The organism is Streptomyces sp. P9-2B-2 (genome assembly GCF_030406865.1).
GTDB classification, from domain to species: Bacteria; Actinomycetota; Actinomycetes; order Streptomycetales; family Streptomycetaceae; genus Streptomyces; species Streptomyces platensis.
Window position 1 is genome coordinate 7,102,258 of sequence record NZ_CP129126.1, and the last position, 22,056, is coordinate 7,124,313.

At 74.5% G+C, this 22,056-nt stretch carries 18 protein-coding genes and 1 pseudogene; 16 read left to right on the forward strand and 3 right to left on the reverse strand.

What is annotated here, in order from left to right; translation table 11 throughout:
• The first annotated feature begins 39 nt into the window (after positions 1-39).
• Positions 40-462, forward strand: coding sequence for a hypothetical protein (locus tag QT196_RS31195; RefSeq protein ID WP_168482029.1), 423 nt, complete (start codon positions 40-42; stop codon positions 460-462).
• Between the two features lie 183 nt (positions 463-645).
• Here QT196_RS31195 and QT196_RS31200 read toward each other — a convergent pair whose 3' ends face one another.
• Positions 646-2,289, reverse strand: coding sequence for an acyl-CoA dehydrogenase family protein (locus QT196_RS31200; RefSeq protein WP_266731818.1), 1,644 nt, complete (start codon positions 2,287-2,289; stop codon positions 646-648).
• 18 nt (positions 2,290-2,307) lie between these two features.
• On the opposite strand from QT196_RS31200, the gene QT196_RS31205 reads away from it, so the two are divergent.
• The 3 genes from QT196_RS31205 to QT196_RS31215 all read left to right on the forward strand — a co-directional run bounded on the left by QT196_RS31205 (position 2,308) and on the right by QT196_RS31215 (position 6,851).
• Positions 2,308-3,447, forward strand: a complete 1,140-nt coding sequence (locus QT196_RS31205) for a YihY/virulence factor BrkB family protein (protein ID WP_266731820.1) — start codon at positions 2,308-2,310, stop codon at positions 3,445-3,447.
• 205 nt (positions 3,448-3,652) lie between these two features.
• Entirely contained in the window at positions 3,653-5,005 is a 1,353-nt protein-coding gene (locus tag QT196_RS31210) for an MFS transporter (protein WP_290356131.1), read from the forward strand.
• A gap of 169 nt (positions 5,006-5,174) precedes the next feature.
• Entirely contained in the window at positions 5,175-6,851 is a 1,677-nt protein-coding gene (locus QT196_RS31215) for a CocE/NonD family hydrolase (RefSeq protein ID WP_266731824.1), read from the forward strand.
• 16 nt (positions 6,852-6,867) lie between these two features.
• Here the strand turns inward: QT196_RS31215 and QT196_RS31220 are convergent, their stop codons facing one another.
• Positions 6,868-8,559: an IclR family transcriptional regulator C-terminal domain-containing protein gene (locus QT196_RS31220; RefSeq protein WP_290356132.1), complete on the reverse strand. Its 1,692-nt coding sequence runs from the start codon at positions 8,557-8,559 to the stop codon at positions 6,868-6,870.
• Positions 8,560-8,734: 175 nt separating this feature from the next.
• On the opposite strand from QT196_RS31220, the pseudogene QT196_RS31225 reads away from it, so the two are divergent.
• The 7 genes and pseudogenes from QT196_RS31225 to QT196_RS31255 form a co-directional block, all read left to right on the forward strand.
• Positions 8,735-9,535 (forward strand): annotated as a pseudogene (locus QT196_RS31225) (CoA transferase subunit A); the annotation flags it as partial.
• 201 nt (positions 9,536-9,736) lie between these two features.
• A complete protein-coding gene (locus QT196_RS31230) occupies positions 9,737-10,498 on the forward strand; it encodes a CoA-transferase (RefSeq protein ID WP_266732947.1) in 762 nt (253 codons plus the stop codon).
• 157 nt (positions 10,499-10,655) lie between these two features.
• Positions 10,656-11,555, forward strand: a complete 900-nt coding sequence (gene pcaH / locus QT196_RS31235) for a protocatechuate 3,4-dioxygenase subunit beta (protein WP_290356133.1) — start codon at positions 10,656-10,658, stop codon at positions 11,553-11,555.
• Positions 11,555-12,217, forward strand: a complete 663-nt coding sequence (gene pcaG, locus QT196_RS31240) for a protocatechuate 3,4-dioxygenase subunit alpha (RefSeq protein WP_290356134.1) — start codon at positions 11,555-11,557, stop codon at positions 12,215-12,217. The genes pcaH and pcaG overlap by 1 nt, the downstream gene beginning before the upstream one ends.
• 61 nt (positions 12,218-12,278) lie before the next feature.
• The gene (gene pcaB / locus QT196_RS31245) at positions 12,279-13,742 is read left to right on the forward strand and encodes a 3-carboxy-cis,cis-muconate cycloisomerase (protein WP_290356758.1); all 1,464 of its coding nucleotides are present in this window, start codon (positions 12,279-12,281) and stop codon (positions 13,740-13,742) included.
• Positions 13,739-14,611, forward strand: a complete 873-nt coding sequence (gene pcaD, locus QT196_RS31250) for a 3-oxoadipate enol-lactonase (RefSeq protein ID WP_290356135.1) — start codon at positions 13,739-13,741, stop codon at positions 14,609-14,611. The genes pcaB and pcaD overlap by 4 nt, the downstream gene beginning before the upstream one ends.
• Positions 14,608-15,795 carry a 4-hydroxybenzoate 3-monooxygenase gene (locus QT196_RS31255; RefSeq protein ID WP_168482042.1) on the forward strand — a complete coding sequence of 396 codons (1,188 nt, stop codon included), beginning with the start codon at positions 14,608-14,610 and terminating at the stop codon, positions 15,793-15,795. Before pcaD ends, QT196_RS31255 begins: the two co-directional genes overlap by 4 nt.
• Before the next feature lie 7 nt (positions 15,796-15,802).
• Here the strand turns inward: QT196_RS31255 and QT196_RS31260 are convergent, their stop codons facing one another.
• Positions 15,803-16,807, reverse strand: a complete 1,005-nt coding sequence (locus QT196_RS31260; protein ID WP_168484101.1) for a PP2C family protein-serine/threonine phosphatase — start codon at positions 16,805-16,807, stop codon at positions 15,803-15,805.
• Between the two features lie 331 nt (positions 16,808-17,138).
• Here QT196_RS31260 and QT196_RS31265 point away from each other — a divergent pair, with 331 nt between their 5' ends.
• The 5 genes from QT196_RS31265 (at position 17,139) to QT196_RS31285 (ending at position 22,007) form a co-directional block, all read left to right on the forward strand.
• Positions 17,139-18,200 carry an NAD-dependent epimerase/dehydratase family protein gene (locus QT196_RS31265; protein WP_168482043.1) on the forward strand — a complete coding sequence of 354 codons (1,062 nt, stop codon included), beginning with the start codon at positions 17,139-17,141 and terminating at the stop codon, positions 18,198-18,200.
• 84 nt (positions 18,201-18,284) lie between these two features.
• Positions 18,285-19,004 (forward strand): glycosyltransferase family 2 protein, encoded by a 720-nt coding sequence (locus tag QT196_RS31270; protein WP_266731837.1) that lies wholly within the window; start codon positions 18,285-18,287, stop codon positions 19,002-19,004.
• Complete coding sequence (locus QT196_RS31275; protein ID WP_266731839.1) at positions 19,001-19,669, forward strand: DUF2064 domain-containing protein; 669 nt, start codon at positions 19,001-19,003, stop codon at positions 19,667-19,669. The genes QT196_RS31270 and QT196_RS31275 overlap by 4 nt, the downstream gene beginning before the upstream one ends.
• Positions 19,666-20,388, forward strand: a complete 723-nt coding sequence (locus QT196_RS31280; RefSeq protein ID WP_266731841.1) for a methyltransferase domain-containing protein — start codon at positions 19,666-19,668, stop codon at positions 20,386-20,388. The genes QT196_RS31275 and QT196_RS31280 overlap by 4 nt, the downstream gene beginning before the upstream one ends.
• A gap of 188 nt (positions 20,389-20,576) precedes the next feature.
• Positions 20,577-22,007, forward strand: coding sequence for a cellulase family glycosylhydrolase (locus QT196_RS31285; RefSeq protein WP_290356136.1), 1,431 nt, complete (start codon positions 20,577-20,579; stop codon positions 22,005-22,007).
• Positions 22,008-22,056 lie beyond the last annotated feature (49 nt).

A 22,056-nucleotide genomic window follows, 5' to 3' on the forward strand; every position in this document is an offset into this window, starting at 1 on the left:
CGCCGTGCGATGTCGGCAGTGCGGGGGAGGGGGCGCACCATGAGGGCCGCTGCCCCGCGCGTCGTGGTGATCGGAGCCGACGAGGGAACCCGCATCGTGCGGGCGGCCCGGCTGGCGGAGCACTACGGGATTCCCCGGCTGCCCGCGGTCGACCTGCTGATCCGCCGTCAGCGGCTGCCCGCCGACGGCTATGTCGTCGACGGCGCCCCGCAGCTCCTCGACCGGGTGGCCGGCACCGGCGGTCTGCTGCCCGCGCTGGCCTTCGCCGACCTCGTGGTCCTGCTGCACGGTGCGGAGTGGGGCGGCGCCGACGAGGCCTGCCGGGTGCTGCGCTACTACGAGGCGCGCGGGGTGCTGGTGGCGTTCCCGCCGGACGCACCGGACGGCGATCTCGTCGTGGCCATCGATGCCGCGGTGCGCGGGCGCAGCGCGGACCCGCCGGAGCGCCCCGGCGACCCCTGAGACCGGGGAGCGGTGCCGGGTCGGCGCGGCACCGCTCCCTGACCGGCGCGGCGGCGGTAACCCCCTGTCCCCGTTGTTCCGTGCGGCCGACGGCCCGGAAACGACGGGGAGCCGCCGCCGCGTCCTGTACCGGCCGGGCGGGAGGGGCCTGAGCAGTCGACCCTCGGCCGGGTCGGCGGCGGCTCAGCAGTCGATCACCGGCCGGGCCCGCTCCACCACCGCCGCGAGATCCAGGGTGTGCGGCAGCGTGCCGAACGCCGCGCCCGCGTCGCCGCCCAGCCGGGAGGCGCAGAACGCGTCCGAGACCTCGGACGGTGCGTGGCGCACCAGCAGCGACCCCTGGAGGACCAGCGCCATCCGCTCCACCAGCCGCCGGGCCCGTGCCTCGATGCCCTCCAGGTCGGCGAGTTCGGTGAGCATCCCCTTGATCGCCCGGTCCAGCCGGTGGTCCGCGCCGCGCGCCGCCCCGACCTCGGTCAGGAACGCGTTCAGCGCCTCGGGTTCGCGCCGCAGGGCCCGCAGGACGTCCAGCGCCTGGACATTCCCGGCGCCCTCCCAGATCGAGTTGAGCGGCGCCTCCCGCAGCAGCCGCGGCAGCCCCGACTCCTCGACATAGCCGTTGCCGCCCAGGCACTCCAGCGCCTCCGCCACCATCGGCGTGCACCGCTTGGTCACCCAGTACTTCGCCGCCGGGACCGCCAGCCGCAGAAAGTGCCGGTCCCGCTCGGTGCCGCCGTCGTACGCGGCCGCCAGCCGCAGCGCGAGCGTGGTCGCCGCCTCCGACTCCAGTGCCAGATCGGCCAGCACATTGCGCATCAGCGGCTTGTCGATCAGCCGGCCGCCGAACGCCTCCCGGTGGGCGCTGTGGTGAATGGCCTGCGTCACCGCCTGCCGCATCACCGCCGCGGACGCGCTGACACAGTCCAGCCGGGTCGCCGCGACCATCTCGATGATCGTCGCCACCCCGCGCCCCTCCTCGCCGACCCGGCGCGCCCAGCTCCGCCCGTCGAACTCGACCTCCGCCGAGGCGTTCGAGCGGTTGCCGAGCTTGTCCTTGAGCCGCTGGATGCGGAAGGCGTTACGGGTGCCGTCCGGCAGCACCCGCGGCAGCAGAAAGCAGGTGAGCCCTCCGGGGGCCTGGGCCAGCACCAGGAAGGCGTCCGACATCGGCGCCGAACAGAACCACTTGTGTCCGGTCAGCACATACTCGCCGGGCGCGGCCAGCGGCTCGGCGCGGGTGGTGTTGGCCCGTACGTCGCTGCCGCCCTGCTTCTCCGTCATGGCCATCCCGGCCAGCGCGCCGCCCTTCTCAGAGACCGGCCGCAGCTCCTTCTCGTATACCGGGGAGGTCAGCAGCGGCTCCCATTCGGCCGCCAGCTCCGGCTCGGCGCGCAGCGCGGGTACCGCCGCATGGGTCATCGACACCGGGCAGCCGTGCCCCGCCTCGGCCTGCGTCCACACGATGAAACCGGCGGTGCGGCGGACATGGCCGTCCGGCCGGGACCAGGCGCCGGTCAGACCGGAGGTGACGGCGTGGCCGAGCAGCCGGTGCCAGGCCGGGTGGAACTCCACCTCGTCGATGCGGTGGCCGAAGCGGTCATGGGTGCGCAGCACCGGTGGATGCCGGTCGGCCTGTTCGGCCCAGTGCTGGGCGTGCGCGGAGCCGGCCGCCTTGCCCAGCGTGCCCAGTTCTTCGCGTACCTCGTCGAGCCGCTCGGCGGCGATGTAGCGGGTGATGCCCTCGGTGAGGGCCGGGTCGTTCGCGAAGACGTCGTAGCCGACCAGCGGCGGGGGCTGGTTGGTGACCGTGTGAGTGGTGGCTGCCATGCCGGATACGGTAAGGAGGTGCAGCCGGAGAACGAACCAACCGAGCGGCCCGCGGGCCGTCTGATCAAGGCCCGCGCGCTGTACCGCAATGTTTCCAAGCGGCGGCTGGCCTGGCTCCTGCTCAAGGACACCGTCAACTCCTGCATGAAGTACCGGGTCACCGGACTGGCCGCGGAGGCCGCGTTCTGGAGTCTGCTGTCGTTGCCGCCGCTGATCCTGGGTCTTCTGGGTGTGCTCGGCTATACGGACGCCTGGATCGGCCACGACACCATCGAAAGTGTCCGGCAGCGCATCCTCGAAGGCGCCGGCACCGTGCTGTCCGACAAGGGCGTGCACGAGATCGCCCGGCCGCTGCTCAACGATGTCTTCACCGGCCGCCGCCCGGACGTCATCTCCTTCGGCTTCGCCATCGCCCTGTGGTCCGGCTCCCGCGCGATGAACGTCTTCGTCGACACCATCACGATCATGTACGGGCTCGACGGACGGCGCGGCATCGTCAAGACCCGGCTGCTGGCGTTCGTGCTCTACCTCGCCGCACTGCTGGTCGGCGCCGTCGCGCTGCCGCTGATGGTGGCCGGGCCGGACACTGTGGTGAGCTGGCTGCCGGCCAGCGAGCATGTCATCCGGGCGCTGTACTGGCCGGTCGTCCTGCTGCTGTCGGTCGCCTTCCTCACCACCCTCTACCACGCCTCCGTACCGGTCCGTTCGCCCTGGCCGGAGGACATTCCCGGCGCGGTGGTCGCCCTCGGCATGTGGCTGCTCGGCAGCTTCCTGCTGCGGCTCTATCTCACCTCGACGGTCGAGGGACCCACGATCTACGGCTCCCTGGCCGCGCCGGTCGCCGTGCTGCTGTGGATCGGGGTGTCCGCCTTCGCGGTGCTGGTGGGGGCGGCGATGAATGCCTCGCTCGACCGGGTGTGGCCGTCAGTCGCCACGGCCGCGGCGCGCGAGGAGATCGCCCGGCGGATGGCCGCGAAGACCGGGGCGACGGCGGACAGCGGCGATGTGGATGGTGCCGGGGCGGGCGCCGAGGGCCGTGAGGGCGGCGATGACCGCGAGGGCCGGGGCGAGGGCCACGGGGACGGCCACGGCGAGGGCGGTGACGGTCGCGGGGACGGCGACCAGGGCCGGGGCCCCGGCGACGGCCGCGACGGCTGATCCGGGGCGCCACTCGTTCGGCCGCATACGGCCGAGGTGCGCCGCGCGCGGCGGCACGGGAAGCCGTGCGCGAGCCATTGACACGCACGGAACCCGGGCAGATGATCCTTGCCGACCGTTCGGCGAACGAAAGTTCACCAGGCGAACATCCTGCTGATATCGCACCGTGATCCGTGAATCCGAGGTCCCCATGTCTCCCATCGGCATGCCCCCCACCGGTCTCCCGCCCTCCGCCGCCCGCGGCCACACCTTCCGTTCCGTCGCGCCCGTCCTGGCGCTGTGCTGGCTCGCCGTCTTCTTCGACGGAATGGACGTCAGCATCTACGGCGCCGTCATGCCGCATATGCTCGACGACCCCGCATTCGGCCTCACCCCCGCGGTGGCCGGCACGATCGGCAGCTGGGTCACCCTCGGCATGCTGATCGGCGCACTCGGCACCGGCACCCTCACCGACTGGCTCGGCCGCCGCCCCGTCCTCGTCGCCGGGGTGCTGGTGTTCTCCGCCGGTTCGGCGGCGTGCGCGGTCGCGGGCACGCCCGGCATGTTCGGTGCCGGACGCTTCCTCGCCGGGCTGGGGCTCGGCGGTCTGATGCCCATCTGCCTGTCGATGGTGATGGAGTTCGCGCCGCGCGGCCGGGCCGCCCTCGCCACCGGACTGCTGATGACCTCGTACCACGCGGGCGCCATGTGTGCGACGGTCCTGGGTCTGACGGTCGCCCCCGGGCACGGCTGGCGCTGGGTGTTCTGGGTCGGCGCCCTGCCCGCGTTCGTCGCCGCCCCGCTGCTGCTGCGCCTGCTGCCGGAGTCGCCCGGTGTGCTGCTCGCCAAGGGCCGTACCGCCGAGGCCGCGGCGGTCGCCGGCCGCTACGGCATGGCCCCTCCGGTCCTCGCCGACGCACCGGCCCAGGGTGCCAGGGGCCGCCTCGCCTCGGTCCTCGCCCTCTTCCGCCCCGGCGTCCGCCTGGCCACCCCGCTGCTGTGGCTCGCCTCGTTCTGCGGCCTTCTCCTGGTGTACGGCGTCAGTACCTGGCTGCCGCAGATGATGCGCGCCTCCGGGTACGGCCTCTCGTCCTCGGTCAGCTTCCTGTTCATCATCAACGCGGGCGGCATCGCCGGCCTGCTGATCGCGGGCCGCCTCGCCGACCGCTACGGCCCGGTCAGGATCTCCGCCCTCTGGTTCCTGCTGACCGCCGCCGGCGCCCTGCTCCTCGGGGCGCGGCTGCCGCTCGGCGCCACCTATATGGTCGTCGCCGTCACCGGCGTCTGGCTCTTCAGTGCACAGGTGATGGTGTACGCGGCGACCCATCGCGTCTATCCGCCCGCCGAACGGGCCACCGGCCTCGGCTGGGTCACCGGTATCGGCCGCACCGGCGCGGTCGTCGGCCCCTGGCTCGGCGGTGTCCTCGCCGCGTCCGCCAACAGTCAACTCGGCTTCACCGTCTTCGCGTTGGCCGGTCTGCTGGGCGCGCTCGCCATCGGCTCGGTGCCGCTCGCCCGGCGCCTCGGCCGCTCGTCGGCGACCGTACCGGCGCCGGAGGTGGCCGGTATGGAGCACTGAACGGAGGGGGAGGCGCCGCCTCCGTACCGCCTCCTCGCGCCCCGGTACGCCGACGCTCCCGGCGCGGCGTACCGGCCTCCCCGTATCCCTTCCCCTCGCCCGGAGTTGCGCGGAGCGGCGGTGCGTCAACTATTCTCGTGCAACGTACGGGAATAGGTGAGGGGAAGATATGACGCCACACACGCAGGACGTCGCACCGCGGTCTCACTGGGCCGCACCGTCCGGGAAGCCGCCGCTGTCCTCGCGGATGATGCGGGCGAGCTGGCGCGGACTCCCGGCCAAACAGCACGACATCGGCTGGGAACCGGGCCTTGAGGTGCCGGCCGCGGACGGCAGCCCCCTGCGCACGGACCACTACTTCCCCCGTACGAAGGGCGACTTCCCCACCCTGCTCGTGCGCTCGCCCTACGGCAGGGGCCTGCCCTGGTCACCCCTCTTCGGTGTGCTCTTCGCCGAACAGGGCTTCCATGTGGTCCTCCAGAGCTGTCGCGGCACCGCCGGATCGGGCGGCCGGTTCGACCTGTGGCGCAACGAGGCCGCCGACGCGCAGGCCGCGGTGGCCTGGCTGCGGCAGCAGCCCTGGTTCACCGGAAACCTCGGCACGATCGGCCCCAGCTACCTGGGCTATGTCCAGTGGGCGCTCGCCCTGGACCCGCCACCGGAGCTGAAGGCGATGGTGATCCAGGTCGGACTGCACGACCCCCATGGCCTCTTCCACGAGGGCGGTGGGTTCCTCCTGGAGAACGCCCTTGCCGTCGGCGTCGGCATGACCTACCAGCACCAGGGGATGCTGCCCCTCGCGCGGCGGGCGCTGCGCCTCCAGCGCCGGCTGCGCGAGATCACCGGCGCGCGGCCGCTGCGCCGGGCCCATGAGTCCGCCCTCGGAGAAGTGCCCTGGCTGGACGGCGCGATGACCCACCCGGACGCCGACGACCCGTACTGGGACGGTGCGTCCGTGGCGGAGGCGGCGGACGGGCTGAGCGTGCCCACCTGTCTGATCGCCGGGTGGCACGACGCGCTGGCCGGCCAGAACTTCGGGCAGTTCGCCCGGCTCCGGCGGGCCGGATGTGAGTCCTCGCTGCTCGTCGGCCCCTGGACGCACACCTCCGCGATGCAGCAGGGCTGGCCCGTGGTCTTCGCCGAAAGCCTCGCCTGGCTGCGCGCGCACCTGTGCGACGACCCCGCCGGGCTGCGCCCCACCCCCGTACGCGTCCACGTCGGCGGCGAGGACGCCTGGCGGGACCTCGACGACTGGCCGCCGAATGCCGCCACCACCGCCTGGTTCGCCGCGGAGAACGGCGCGCTCAGCGGCCAACCCCCGGTGGCGGAAGGCCCGTTGGCGTCCTTCCGCTACGACCCGGCCGATCCCACCCCGTCCGTGGGCGGGCCGCTGCTCTCCCGTACTGCCGGTGCCCGCGACAACGGCACCCTGGAGGCGCGGGACGACGTCCTGACGTTCACCGGTCCGCCGCTGACCGAGCCGGTCGACGTCCTCGGCCCGGTCTCCGCGCGGCTGCGGATCGCCACCGACACCGGCCACGCCGAGGTCTTCGCCCGCCTCTGCGACGTGGACCCCCGGGGGCGTTCCACCAATATCTGCGACGGGCTGACACGGGTGCGCACGAGCGGGGTGACCCCCTCGGAGGTCACCGTGGCGATGGGCGCCACCGCCCACCGCTTCGCCGCCGGTCACCGGATACGCCTCCAGATCAGCGGCGGCGCCCATCCGCGCTACGCCCGCAGCCCCGGCACGGGGGAGACGTCCGTCGAGGCCACCCACCTCCAGCCGGTCCACCTCACGGTGCACTCGGGGTCGGCCCTGACGCTGCCGCAGGGGACCCCGTAGGGGAGGGCCGGGGCGGTCACCGCACCGGAATCCGCGCGTACCGCCCCGCCACCGACAGGTCGGCCTCGATGCCGGCGGCGGCGGTACGCAACGCGGGCAGCAGGGCCTCGCGGGCCTCGTCGGGGGTGCTGCGGGCCGCGTGGGTGGAGACGTTGACGGCGGCGACCACCCGGCCGGTGCGGTCGTGGACGGGGACGGCGAGCGAGCGCAGGCCCTCTTCGAGTTCCTCGTCGACGAGGGCGTAGCCCGCCGAGTGGGCCTCTTCCAGGAGCGCGCCGAGGCGTTCGGGGTCGGTCACGGTGTGGCGGGTGAGCGGCTCCGGGCGCAGGCGGGCCAGCCGGGCGGAGCGCTCGGCCGGGGGCAGCCCGGCGAGCAGCACCCGGCCCATGGAGGTCGGATACGCCGGAAAACGGGTGCCCAGCGTGATGTTGACGCTCATGATGCGCACGGTGGGGACCCGGGCGACGTACTGGATGTCGTCGCCCGCGAGGACCGCCATCGAGGCGGAGTCGTGCACCCGCTCGACCAGCGAGGCGAGATGCGGGAGGGCGATCTCGGGCAGGGTGAGGCCCGCGAGGTGGGCGAAGCCCAGCTCCAGCACCTTCGGCGTGGGGCGGAAGAGCTTCCCGTCGGTGGTGAGGTAGCCGAGGTGCTCCAGGGTGATCAGGGCCCGGCGGGCGGTGGCGCGGGCCAGGCCGGTGGCCTCCGCCACGGCGGTGAGCGGGAGCGCCGCGCGGCCGCTGCCGAACGCGGTGAGGGTGATCAGCCCGCGGGCCATCGATTCGACGAATTCCGGGCCCAGTTCCTGCTTGGACGCGCGCATCCAGGTGGCGTGGGACGGGCCCGGGGCCGTCTCGGAGGCCGGGCCTTCGCGGGGCGCCCGTAGCGCGTCCTCCATGGCGGAGACCGTCTCGCGCAGCCGGGGGAGTACCGCGCCGGGCAGCGCCTCCGCGCTCAGCCGGCTGGTGTGGCTGACGACGCTGAGCGCACAGACCGGGCGGCCGTCGGCGTCCCGCACGGGCACCGCCACGGCCACCAGCCCCGGCTCGATGAGCTGATCGTCCAGGGACCAGCCGGTCGTGCGCGCGGCGGCCACCCGCGCCACGAAGTCCGCGGCCGCGGCGGCGTCGGCGGCTTCGTCCTCGGCGCGCCGTGGTGGGACGGCCGGGAAGCCCGCGTCCGTCGGATCGGCCGCCCGGCGCACCCGCCACCGCTGCCAGTCCGCCTCGTCCCACCCGTCCGCGAACAGCGCGCCCGGCGCGCCCCGCTCGGCGGGCAGCAGATCGCCGATGCGGAACGCCAGCGACATGGCGCGGCGGCGGGTCGCCTGGTGGACGAAGCGCACCCCGTCGCCGTCCGGCACCGCCAGCGACACCGACTCGTCCAGCTCATCGGCCAGCCGGTCGGCGAGCGGGCCGAGCCGGTCGGGGAGTTCGGAGGCGGCGAGGTAGGCGTTGCCCAGCTCCAGCAGGCGCGGTGCGAGCACCGCGTCCCGGCCCTCGGTCCGTACGTAGCCGAGCCGGGTGAGGGTGCTCAGCACCCGGTCCACGGTCGAGCGGGCGAGGCCGGTGTCGCGCACCAGATCGCCGACGGACCGCCGGCCGCCGCCGGTCGCCAGCTCGCGCAGCACGGACAGGCTGCGCATCAGCGGCCCCACCGCCTCCGGTGGCGGTGGCGCTGACGGGGCGGTGGCGGCGGGGTGGGTCATGGCCTCTCCCTGGTGCGGCGATCTCGTCGGAACCGTACCCGGCGCACCGTTGACAGGGCCGTGGGCCGGGGCCAGACTCAGGACGGTGACATTATGAACTTAAGTTCATTACGCGAACAACCTGCTGCGGGGCGGCTGTTGAGGCCAGTCCCCGGGATGACCCGAGGGTGAGGACATGGCCGACATCCGTTCCCTGCACGAGGCCGTCGCGGAGCTGATCCATGACGGCGACACCGTGGCGCTGGAGGGGTTCACCCACCTCATCCCGTTCGCCGCCGCGCACGAGATCATCCGTCAGGGCATCAAGGACCTCACGCTCGCCCGGATGACCCCCGATGTCGTCTACGACCAGCTGATCGGCGCGGGCGCGGCCCGGAAGCTGGTCTTCTCCTGGGGCGGCAATCCGGGCGTCGGTTCGCTGCACCGCTTCCGGGACGCGGTCGAGCACGGCTGGCCCGCCCCGCTGGAGATCGACGAGCACAGCCACGCCGGGATGGCCAACCGCTATACCGCGGGCGCGGCCCGGCTCCCGTTCGCGGTGCTCCGCGGCTACCGCGGCAGCGACATCCCGGCCCGTACGCCCACGGTCTCCACCGTCGTCTGCCCGTTCACCGGCGAGGAGCTGGCCGCCGTCGCCGCCCTCAACCCGGATGTCACGGTCATCCACGCACAGCAGGCCGACCGGGCCGGCAACGTCCAGCTGTGGGGCCTGACCGGGGTGCAGAAGGAGGCGGCCCTCGCCGCCCGGCGCGTCCTGGTCACCGTCGAGGAGATCGTCGGCACCCTGGAACCGCGCCCCGGCTCCGTCGTCCTGCCCACCTGGGTCGTCGACGCGGTCGCGCTCGTCCCCGGCGGCGCCCATCCGTCGTACGCGGCCGGCTACTCGGTCCGGGACAACGCCTACTACCGGGAGTGGGACGGCATCGCACGGGACCGGGAGGCATTCGGGCGGTGGCTGGCGGAGTGTGTGCGGGGGGAGGGGAATTCGGGGCGGGGGGTGGCCGTGGGGGACGCGGGCGCCGGGGAGCGGGACGGGGCCGGGGGCGCCGCCGCCGTTCCGGCCGCCTCCCCGGAGCGCGCCCCCGGCTCTGACCCCGAGCGCGCCTCCGGCTCCGCCCCGGAGGATGCCCCCGACTCCACCCCCGAGACCGCCCCCGACTGCACCCCCGACGAGCTGATGGAGGTCAACGCGGCCCGTGCGCTCGCGGGGGCGCGGTCCTGCTTCGTCGGTATCGGGCTGCCCAGTACGGCCGCCAACCTCGCCCGCCGTACGGTCAATCCGGAGCTGGTGCTGGTCTACGAGTCCGGCACCCTCGGCTCCAAGCCGACCCGGCTGCCGCTGTCCATCGGGGACGGCGAACTGGCCGACACCGCGGACTCGGTGGTGTCGGTGCCGGAGATGTTCAACTACTGGCTCCAGGGCGGCCGGATCGACGTCGGCTTCCTCGGTGCCGCGCAGGTCGACCGGTTCGCCAATATCAACACCACCGTCGTTGACCGCGGCCCCGGCAAGCCCGAGGGACGGCTGCCCGGCGCGGGCGGCGCCCCCGAAATCGCCGCCAACTGCGGGCAGGTGCTGATGGTCCTGCGGCACAGCCGCCGCAACTTCGTCCGGACGCTGGACTTCGTGACCACCCTCGGCCATGGCGCCGGCCCCGGCGACCGGGCGGCGCTCGGATTGCCCGGCGCCGGTCCGACGGCGGTCATCACCGACCTCGGCGTACTGCGCCCCGCCCCGGACACCGCGGAACTCGTCCTCACCGAGCTGCACCCGGGAGTGACGGTCGAGCAGGTCCGGGCGGCCACCGGCTGGGACCTCAAGGAGGCCGACCGGATCGGCGTCACCGCCCCGCCCACCACCGCCGAACTCGCCGCCCTGCGGGCCCTGAAGGCGGCCGCCGCGGACGCACCACCCCACCGCTCCGGCAAGGACGCCTGATGCGCACCGATCGGCCGGGGACGTCGCAGTGCTCGCCGATGTGTCCCCGCCGCCCCGGGGCCACAGCGACCGCCCCTACTGTCCCGCCACGCCGCTGTCCCCGTCCGGCCGCCCCGCCCGCCCCGCACCGTGCCGCCCACCGCCGGGAGATACCCCCATGGCCCTGACCCCGCCCACGCCGCCCACTCCCTCCGACGGCGCTCCCGCCCCGTCCGACGGCGCTCCCGCCCCGGCGCCCGCGGCCGTCGCCGCACCCCCGCCCCGGCCCGCGCCCGCCGCCCCGCAACTCCCCACCCAGGCCGACATCAGCCGGGAGATCGCCGCCCGGCACACCGCTGCCGAACGGGACCGGGCGGCGGGCGCACCGGCCCCGGACCACCCCGCCCGGGACTTCGCCCCCTACCGCAGCAGCACCGCCCGCCACCCCCACCGCCCGCCGGTGGAGATCGACCACCTCACCGACCCGGAGGCCGTGGAACTCGGCGGCCCCGCCTTCGGCGTCACGGACGTCACCGACCTCGACGCCGACCTCACCCGGCAGCACACCGGCGAACCGCTCGGCGAACGCATCACCGTCACCGGCCGCGTCCTGGACCGCAGCGGCCGCCCCGTACGCGGCCAGCTCGTCGAGATCTGGCAGGCCAACGCCGCCGGGCGGTACGCCCACCAGCGGGATCAGCATCCGGCCCCGCTCGACCCGCACTTCACCGGAGTCGGCCGCTGTCTGACCGATGACGCGGGCCGGTACGCGTTCACCACCGTCAAGCCCGGCGCCTACCCCTGGCGCAACCACCACAACGCCTGGCGCCCGGCCCATATCCACTTCTCGCTCTTCGGATCGGCCTTCACCCAGCGGCTGATCACCCAGATGTACTTCCCCGGCGATCCGCTCTTCCCCTACGACCCGATCCTCGCCTCGGTCACCGACCCCACGGCCCGCGCCCGCCTGGTGGCCGCCTACGCTCACGAACTGACCGTGCCCGAAAGGTCCTTGGGCTACCGCTGGGACGTGGTCCTGGACGGCCCGTCCGCCACCTGGATCGAGGAGGGCCGCTGATGCCCCGCGCCACCACCCGCCACGACCGGACCGCCGACACGGCGGACGCCCCGGCCGGGCCGCTCGCCCCGACCCCCGCACAGACCATCGGCCCGTTCTACGGCTACGCCCTCCCGTTCCCCGGTGGCGAGCAGATCGCCCCGGCCGGCCACCCCGGCACGGTCACCGTGCACGGCTGCGTACGGGACGGGGAGGGCGCCCCGGTGCCGGACGCGCTGCTGGAGTTCTGGCAGGCGGGCCCGGACGGCGGCCGTACGGGCGCGCCCGGTTCGCTGCGCCGGGACCCGGCCACCGGCGCGGTCCTCGGCCGCAACGGGGTGGACTTCACCGGCTTCGGCCGGGTCCCCACCGACGCCGACGGGCGCTATGCCGTCCACACCCGGCCGGCCACCGCCTCCGCCGGGCACCCGGACGCCGCCCCCTACCTCGCCGTGTGCGTCTTCGCCCGCGGTCTGCTCCACCACCTGTTCACCCGCGTCTACTTCCCCGGGCACCCGGCGGCGGACCGGTCCACCGACCCGCTGCTCGCGCGGCTGCCCGCGGCGCGCGCGGACACCCTGCTCGCCCGCCCCGACGGCCCCGGCCGGTACCGCTTCGACATCCGGCTCCAGCGGTCGGCGGACGGCGCACACGAGGAGACGGTCTTCCTTGCCTACCGATGACCTGCCGTGGAGCGCACCGGACCCGGCAGCCCAACAGCCCTATGAAGCAGCCGACTTGGGGATGCTCGCGCCGTCCTGGGCCGGCTCCGCCGTGGCCGCCGCCACCGGGGACGCCGGATATCTGCGCGCCCTGCTCGACGCCGAGGCCGCGCTGACCCGTGCCCAGGCCGCCCTGGGACTCGCACCGGAGGCGGCGGCCGCCGCCGTCACCGCCGCGGCCGCCGAGACCCACCGCTACGACCCCCGGGCCCTCGCCCTGCGCGCCCGCGCCGCGGGCAACCCCGTCGTCCCGCTCGTCGCCGACCTCACGGCCGCCGTCGCCGCCCGCGACCCCGAGGCCGCCGCCTACGTCCACCGGGGCGCCACCAGTCAGGACATCCTGGACACCGCCACGATGCTGGTCTGCGCCCGCGCCTTGGACACCGTGCTGGCGGACCTCACCCGCACCGCCGCCGCGCTGCGCCGTACCGCCGCCGAGCACCGCGACACCCCCATGGCGGGCCGCACCCTCACCCAGCACGCGGTGCCGACCACCTTCGGCCTCAAGGCCGCGGGCTGGCGGAGCCTGGTGCTCGACGCCCATGACCGGCTGGCGTCCGTACGGGCCGCGCTGCCGGTGCAACTGGGCGGCGCGGCCGGCACCCTCGCGGCCTTTCACGCCTACGCGGAGGCCGACGGCGCGCCGCCCACTCCCGATCTGGGGAGCCGGCTCCTCGCCCGCTACGCCGCCGAGACCGGACTCGCCGCACCGGCCCTGCCCTGGCACACCCTGCGCACCCCGGTCGCCGATCTCGCCGGTGCGCTGGCCTGCACCGCGGGCGCCCTCGGCAAGGCGGCCGCCGATGTCCTCACCCTCTCCCGCACGGAGCTCGGCGAACTCACCGAGGGCAGTGGCGGCGGCTCCTCCGCCATGCCGCACAAGACCAACCCGGTGCGCGCCACCCTCATCGCGGCCGCCGCCCGGCAGGTCCCGGGCCTCGCCGCGGTGCTGTACGGCGCGCTGGCCGCCGAGGACGAACGCCCGGCCGGTGCCTGGCACGCCGAGTGGCAGCCGCTGCGCGACGCCCTGCGGCTGACCGGCGGCGCGGCCCGGGACGCCGCCGTACTGACGGCGGAGCTGCGCGTCCATCCGCACCGTATGCGGCAGAACCTCGACGCGACCGGCGGTCTGGTTGTCACCGAGCGGCTGGTCGCCGCCCTCACCGCACTGACCGGCCGCGCCGAGGCCCGCCGCCTCCTGGACACGGCGGCCCGGCGCACCGCGGAGCGGGGCATCGCGCTCCCGGCGGCACTGGACGAGGTGCTGCACGAGGCACCACCAACGGCCCGTGGCGACGACCGGCCCGCCCCGCCCGGCGACCCGGCCACCCCGCGAGAGGCCCCGGCCGCACTGCCCGAGGCTCCTGCCCTGTCCCCGTCGCGGCTGCGGCAACTCCTGGACCCCACCGGCTACCTGGGCTCCGCCGGTGCCCTCGTGGACCATGCACTGGAACGTACCGAGCACCACCCACAGGAGTCCGTATGACCCCTCCGCCCGCCACCCCGCTCCCGCACCACACCGCGGACGGCCCCGAAGACGCCCCGCCGCTCCTCCTGGGCCCTTCCCTCGGCACCACCCTCGCCGTCTGGGGCCCCCAACTCCCGTCCCTGGCACGGCACCACCGCGTCATCCGCTGGGACCTCCCCGGCCACGGCGGCACCCCCGCCGAGGTGCTGGGCGCCGGACCCACCCCCACCACCAGCGTCCCCGGCCTCGCCCGGCTGGTGCTCGGCCTCGCCGACGCCCTCGGCATCGACCGGTTCGCCTACGCCGGGATCTCGCTCGGCGGTGCCGTCGGGGCCTGGCTCGCCGCCCACCACCCCGAGCGGATCGCCTCGCTCGCCCTGCTCTGCTCCTCCGCCCGGTTCGGCGAGCCGGCGGGCTGGCACGAACGGGCCGCGCTGGTACGGGAAGCGGGCCTCGGCCCGATCGCCGAATCCGCCGCCAGCCGCTGGTTCACCCCGGCCTTCGCCGACGCCCCGCAGGCCCGGACGCTGGTCGACGGGGTGCGCCGGTCGGTGACGCCCGCCGGGTACGCGGCCTGCTGCGACGCCCTCGCCGCCTACGATCTGCGCGCCGGTCTGGCCCGGATCACCGCCCCCACGCTCGTCGTCGCGGGCCGCGACGATCCGGCCACCCCGCCCGCCCACGCCCGTGAACTCGCCGACGGCATCACGGACGCCCGCCTGCTGCAACTCTCCGGCGCCGCCCATCTCGCCAACGTGGAACGCCCCGCCCCCGTAGGGGACGCCCTCCTCGGCCACCTCGCGGTCCACCCGGACAACGGCTCCCCGGCCGCGGCCCCGAGCCCCGGCGCACCCGCACCCCACCCCGCGGAAGGAACGGCGCAGTGACCCACCCCCAGCACACCACGGTCGGCATCATCGGCGGCGGCCCGGCCGGGCTGCTGCTCGCGCGGCTGCTGCACCGCTCCGGAATCGACTGCGCCGTCCTGGAGAGCCGCGACCGCGCCTATGTCGAACGGCGCCAGCGCGCGGGCATCCTGGAACAGGGCACCGTCGATGTGCTCCGCGCCTGCGGGGCGGGGGAGCGGATGGACCGGGAGGGCCTGGTCCACGACGGCATCGAGCTGCGCTGGAACCGGCGCGCCCACCGCCTCGACTTCCCCGCGCTGACCGGCGGCCGCCGGGTGCGGGTCTACGCCCAGACGGAAGTGGTGAAGGACCTGATCGCCCTCCAGCTCGCGGACGGGCCACCGCTGCTGTTCGGGGCGCAGGCCCTCGCCGTGACGGGCGCGGACACCGCCCGGCCCGCCGTCCGCTACCACCACCAGGGCCGCGAGCAGACCCTGACCTGCGACTACGTCGTGGGCTGCGACGGCTTCCACGGTGTGGCCCGGGAGGCCGTACCGGAGGATGTCCGCCGTACCTACACCCGCAGCTACCCCTACTCCTGGCTCGGGGTGCTCGCCGAGGTCCCGCCCTCCCACGACGAGTTGATCTACGCCCACTCCGCACGCGGCTTCGCGCTGTTCAGCATGCGTACGCCGACCCTCAGCCGGCTCTACCTCCAGGTTCCCAACGGCACCGACCCCGCCGACTGGCCCGACGACCGCATCTGGGACGAACTGGAGGCCCGCGGCGCGATCGACGGCCCCTGGAAACTCGCGCGCGGGCCGCTCAGCGCCAAGGCCGTCCTGCCGATGCGGAGTTCGGTCACCGAACCGATGCGGTACGGGCGGGTCCTGCTGGCGGGCGACGCGGCGCACATCGTGCCGCCGACCGGGGCCAAGGGCCTCAACCTGGCCGTCGCCGATGTCACCGTCCTGGCCCGCGCCCTCGACCAGGTGCACCGCACCGGCGCCACGGAGCTGCTCGACGCCTACTCCGACACCTGTCTGCGCCGGGTCTGGCGCGCCGAACACTTCTCGGCCTTCATGACGACGACCCTGCACACCGCCCCGGACCAGAGCCCGTTCGACACCCGGCTTCAGCACTCCCAGCTCGACCGGATCGCCGACTCGCCGCATGCCGCCGCGGAGCTGGCGGAGAACTACACGGGGCTGCCGCTGATATGAAGGCCGCTCACCGGCTCTGCCGGTAGCGGACCAGCAGCATCGCCGCGTCATCGTGCAGCGGCCCCTCGACATGCTCGACCAGGTCCTCCCGCACCGAGCGCAGCGCGGCCTCCGGGTCGGGGTCCTTGAGCAGCGCGGCGCGTTCGTCGAGGGGGTAGAAGCGGTCCGCCGCGTCGCGCGCCTCGGTGACGCCGTCGGTGTAGAAGAGCAGCTGGTCGCCGGGGGTGAACGGCACCTCGTAGGGGACCGGGGCGGCGGCGCCGTGCAGGGTGAGGCCGAGCGGCAGGGCGCGGTCGGGTGGCGCGGCGAAGCCGACCGTGCCGTCGGGGCGGACGACCAGCGGCGCCGGATGGCCGAAGTTCAGCAGGGTGGCCCGCGGACCGTCACCGATCTCGGCGAGCACCGCCGTGACGAACCGTTCGCCGGACAGATGGCGGTTCAGCGCCCGTTCGACCCGTTCGCCGACGGCCGGCAGATCCGGTTCGTCGTGCGCCGCCTCCCGGAACGCCCCCAGCACCACCGCCGCGCTCTCCACGGCCTCCAGGCCCTTGCCCTGCACATCGCCGACGATGATCCGCACCCCGGCGGGCGAGGTCACCACCTCGTACAGATCACCGCCTATCCGGGCCTCGGCCACCGCCGAGGTGTACGACACCGCGATCCGCAGCGGGCCCGCGCCCCGCGGCACCGGGCGCAGCAGCACCCGCTGGGCGACCTCGGCGATCGAGCGGACGCTGGCCAGTTCGGCCTCCCGCCGCTGCCGCATCACCGCGGCTGCCACCCCGGCCGCGGTCACCCCGGCCACCGACAGCAGGGCGGTCAGACCGCGCCGGCTCTCGAACAGCCCGCTGTGCACGCCCAGACCGAGGCAGAGCACGAACGCCGTCAGGCCGACCACGGCAGTCCGCTGCCAGCCGCCGACCAGCCCCGCGAACGCCGGGCCCAGCGACACCAGCGGCAGAAAGCCGACCCCCGGGCCTGCGGTGAGATCGACCGTGGTGACCACGGCCATGACCGCGTACGGGAGCACGGCCAGCGCACGGGAGCGGGTCCGCTGCTCCCCCTTCTCCACGGTCAAGGTGTTCTCCGACGGTATGTGGGTGACGTGCTCGGGCAAGAGGGCCGTCGGCCGTCGGAATGTCCGAAAGCGGCCCCCGGCCCCCGACCTGAGCATAGGCACGCTATGCCGTACCGAAATACCTTGAATGCGTGCTGTTACCGAATCGCAGTGGCCCCGCACGGCCGGACAGCACCCCCGCCGGATGGGTCGCGGATCTTACGGACCCATGACGCGACGTCCCGAAAACGGGCCGGAACCCGCTGTCGCGCTTAGCGTCACCGGCATGCGTGTACTGGTCACCGGCGGCGCCGGATTCATCGGATCGCAGGTCGTCGAGGCGCTTTTGGCGCACGGGCACGAACCCGTCGTCCTCGACGCGCTGCTCCCCTCGGCGCACCCCGAACCCCCGCCCCCGCGCCCGGAGCAGCGGCGCATCGTCGCCGACGTACGGGACCGGACGGCCGTCGACGCCGCCCTGAAGGGCGTGCACGCGGTCTGCCACCAGGCGGCGATGGTGGGCCTCGGCAAGGACTTCGCCGATGCGCCCGACTACGTGGGCTGCAACGACCTGGGCACGGCGGTGCTGCTGGCCGCGATGGCCGAGGCCGGGGTGCGGCAGCTGGTCCTCGCCGGGTCGATGGTGGTCTACGGGGAGGGGCGCTACACCTGTGCCCGCCACGGGGTGGTGCGGCCCGGTCCGCGGGCGGTGGCCGAGCTGGACGCCGGACGGTTCGAACCCCGCTGTCCGCACTGCGGCGCCGAGTTGCGGCCCGGCATGGTCGGCGAGGACGCCCCCACCGACCCGCGCAACGTCTACGCGGCCACCAAGCTCACCCAGGAACATCTGGCCGCCTCCTGGGCACGCGCCACCGGCGGCCGGGCCGTCGCGCTGCGCTACCACAACGTCTACGGCCCCGGGATGCCGCGCGACACCCCGTACGCCGGGGTCGCCTCGTTCTTCCGCTCGGCGCTGGCCCGAGGCGAGTCGCCGACGGTCTACGAGGACGGCGGCCAGCGGCGGGACTTCGTCCATGTCCGGGATGTCGCGACGGCCAACGTCGTGGCGCTGGAAGCCCTGCCGGACCGGCCCGCGGGCGCCCTGACCGCCTACAACACGGGCAGCGGAGTGCCGCACACCGTCGGCGGGATGGCCCGGACCCTGGCCGCGGCGTGCGGTGGTCCGGCGCCCGTGGTGACGGGGGAGTACCGGCTCGGCGACGTACGGCACATCACCGCGTCCTCGCACCGGATCGCCGAGGACCTCGGCTGGCGCGCGGCCACCGGATTCGCGGCGGGGATGACGGAGTTCGCCCGCGAGGGCATGCGGGCGGCCCCGGCGGGATGACCCGCACACCCTCCCGGCCGCCACCGCCCAGGCCCGAACAACCCCTGAAATCTCCTCTTCCGCTTCTGATACGCAGGTGAACGCGTGACCCACTTCCCACCCCCCGTCCCCCGGCCCGCCCCGGTGGACGTGGTCCTGCCCTGTCTCGACGAGGCCGCCGCGCTGCCCTGGGTACTGGCCCGTATCCCGGCCGGCTGGCGGGCGATCGTCGTCGACAACGGCTCCACCGACGGCTCCGCCGAGACAGCCCGCGGCCTCGGCGCCACCGTGGTGCACGAGCCGCGCCGCGGCTTCGGCGCCGCCTGCCACGCCGGACTGCTCGCCGCCGACGCGGACATCGTCTGCTTCTGCGACTGCGACGCCTCTCTCGACCCCGCCCTCCTCACCCCCTTCGTCGACGCGGTCCGGCACGGCACCAGCGATCTGGTGCTGGGCCGCCGCCGGCCCCAGGGCCGCGGTGCCTGGCCGCCGCACGCGCGGGCCGGCAACGCCGTACTGGCCCGGATGCTGCGCCGCCGCACCGGACTCCGCCTGCACGACCTCGGCCCGCTGCGCGCCGCCCGGCGCACCGCGCTGCTCGGACTCGGCCTCACCGACCGCCGCAGCGGCTACCCCCTCCAGATGGTCGTCCGGGCCGCCGACGCCGGCTGGCGCGTCGAGGAGCGCGCGGTGCCCTACCGGCCGCGCACCGGCCGCTCGAAGGTCACCGGCACCTGGCGCGGCACCTGGCACGCGGTGCGCGATATGCGCGCCGTTCTCCAGCAGCCGCCGTTCGCACCCCGCACGGAGGAGACGGCCCGATGACCCTTCCCGCACTCTCTCCGGTGCCGACCGGCCCCACCACCCTCCTGGTCATCGCCAAGGAACCGGTCCCCGGCCGGGTCAAGACCCGGCTCACCCCGCCCTACACCCCGGACGAGGCCGCCCAGTTGGCCGAGGCCGCGCTGTACGACACCCTCCAGGCCGTCCGCGCCATGCCCGCCCGGCGGCGGGTCGTCGTCCTCGACGGCCACCCCGGAAGCTGGCTGCCGGCCGGCTTCGACGTCCGGCAGCAGTGCCCCGGCGGCCTCGACGAGCGGCTCGCCGCGGCCTTCGCCGACAGCACGGGCCCGACCCTGCTCATCGGCATGGACACCCCCCAAGTCACCCCGCAACTCCTCGACCCAGCACTGGAGTCCGGCGCCTGGGACGACTGCGACGCCTGGTTCGGGGCGGCCGAGGACGGCGGCTTCTGGGCGCTCGGCCTGGCCACCCCCGACCCCCGGCTGCTGCGCGGCGTACCCATGTCCACCGACCGCACCGGCGCCGCCCAGCGCGCCCGGCTGACCGCCGCCGGTCTCCGGGTACGGCACCTGCCGCCGCTGCGCGACGTCGACACCGCGGACGACGCACACCACGTCGCGGCCGCCGCACCCGCCGGCCGCTTCGCCGCCACCCTGGCCCGGCTGACCCCGGTCACCGCACGATGAGCACCACCGTGTCGCCCACGACACCCACCGACCGTCGCGACACCGTCTCCTGGGGCGCGGACCCGTACGCCGACGCGCTGCGCAGCGGCCGCGGCCCGCTCTTCCTGCGCCGCAGTGACGGCTGGCTGCTGCCCCTGGAGGTCGAGCGCTGGTGCGCGGGGCCGGACGCCGCCGATCTGTCGGCGCTGCGCCGCTGCACGGGCAGCGTCCTCGACATCGGCTGCGGGCCCGGCCGGCTGGTCGCCGCGCTCGCCGTGCAGGGCCGCCGGGCCCTCGGCATCGACGTCAGCGCGGCCGCGGTGGCCCGCACCAACGCCATCGGCGGCGCCGCACTGCACCGCTCGGTCTTCGACACCCTCCCGGGAGAGCGGACCTGGGACACCGCCCTGCTCCTCGACGGCAACATCGGCATCGGCGGCGACCCGCACGCCCTCCTCACCCGCACCGCCGAACTGCTCGCCCCGCACGGTCTGCTCATCGTGGAGACCACCCCGGCAGACGTCGACGAACGGGTCCAGGTCCGGGTCGAGGGCAGCTCCCACACCCCCCGCCCCCCGGACGCCCACTTCCCCTGGGCCCGCGTCGGCACCCCCGCGCTCCTCCGCTACGCCTCCGCCACCCCCTGGACCCCCACCGAACAGTGGACCGCCCCGCACCCGACCGCCCAGTCCCCGGACACCGAACGCTGCTTCGTGGCGCTGCGGCGCGGCGGCTGGTGAGGAGCGCGAGACGTTCGAGGCGGGGTTTCCGCACCGGCGCACCGAACCCGTTCGGCCGCGCCGGTGCCAAAACCCCGCCAACTCCGGCCAACCCCCGCGCATCCCTGGGAACTTGACGCACCCGCCAGTAGCATCCGGCCGGCCGGCAGCACGCCGCCCAAGCAGCCACCCTCGAAAGGGTCTCCTGGATGCGCCTGACCTCCCGCGTCGCCCCCACCGCCCTCGCCGTGGCCGCGCTCCTGCTCGGCGTCCTCCCCGCGCAGGCCCAGGCCCACCCCGACCGCGCCCCCGACCGCGCCCCTGACCGGGTCACGGTCGGTGACCGCACCTTCATCACCGACGGCCGGGGCCGCGCGCTCCAGTGGCGCGGCTTCAACCTCGCCGACAAGAACAGCCGAGGCACCCACGCGTTCGCCGACATCCACGAGAGCGACCTCAAAAACATGGCCGCCCGGGGCTTCAACCTCGCGCGCCTCGCGTTCTTCTGGGACGACCTCGAACCCACCCCCGGGCACTACGACCGCGGCTACCTCACGAAGATGCGCCGCATCCTCGACTGGGCCGACCGCTACCACATCAAGGTCATCCTCGACGCCCACCAGGACGTATACGGACCCCACTTCGGCTCCCGCGGCATCCCCGACTGGGCCACCCGCGATGAGGGGCTGCCGTTCGAGCCGATACCCGACGACTGGTTCTCCGAGTACTTCGAGCCCTCCGTACAGACCGCCTTCGACCACCTGTACAAGGACGCCGACTTCCGCGCCGCGCACGCCCGCATGTGGCTGACGGTCGCCGCCGCCCTGGGCAGGCACCCGGCGCTGCTCGGCTACGACCTGATGAACGAGCCGTTCGCGAAGTTTCTCGAAGGCGAAGACCTCCCCGCCGCCGCGGCCCGCTTCGAGGCCACCGAACTCACCGAGCTGTGGAACCGCCTTGCCCGGGCGATCCGCCTGGTCGACCACCGGTCATGGGTATTCGTCGAACCCACCGTCATCGTCGGCCTCGGCGTCCCGACCCGGATGGGCCACATCGACGACCCGCACGCCGGTTACGCCCCGCACTTCTACGAGACCGCGATGGAAACCGGCGCCGACTACGACCCCAACGGCACTTTCGTCCCCGCCTTCGAGGCCGCGATCAGCGACTACCCGACCCGTCACCGCATGCCGGTGATCGTGGGGGAGTGGGGCGGCAACCCCTACGTGCCGCACGCAAGCCAGTTCGTCACCGACATGACGGCCTCCATGGACCGCTTCTCCAGCGGCTGGACGTGGTGGCAGTGGTGCCGGGGCGGCGGCTACTGCTTCCTCGACCAGACAGGCGCCCCGAAGCCCAACGCCCAGCTACTCGTCCAGCCATACGCACCAGCCGTCGCAGGCGACCCGCTCAACTTCACGTACGCCCCGGCCACCCGCACCTACACCCTCACCTTCCGCACCCGCGACAACGCCGAGGGCCCCACCCGGATCACCGTGCCCAGGGACACCTACCCACACGGCTACCGCATCAACATCCAAGGTATCAAGGCCAGTTGGCACGACCACGACCAAACCATCACCGTACGCACCCACGGCCGGGCCGGAGCCACCTACCGGGTCACGATCAGCCCGAGGTAGCCGCACTCTGCCGGGTCGGGGAGTTCTGGTTCTGCCTCGACTGAGGGGA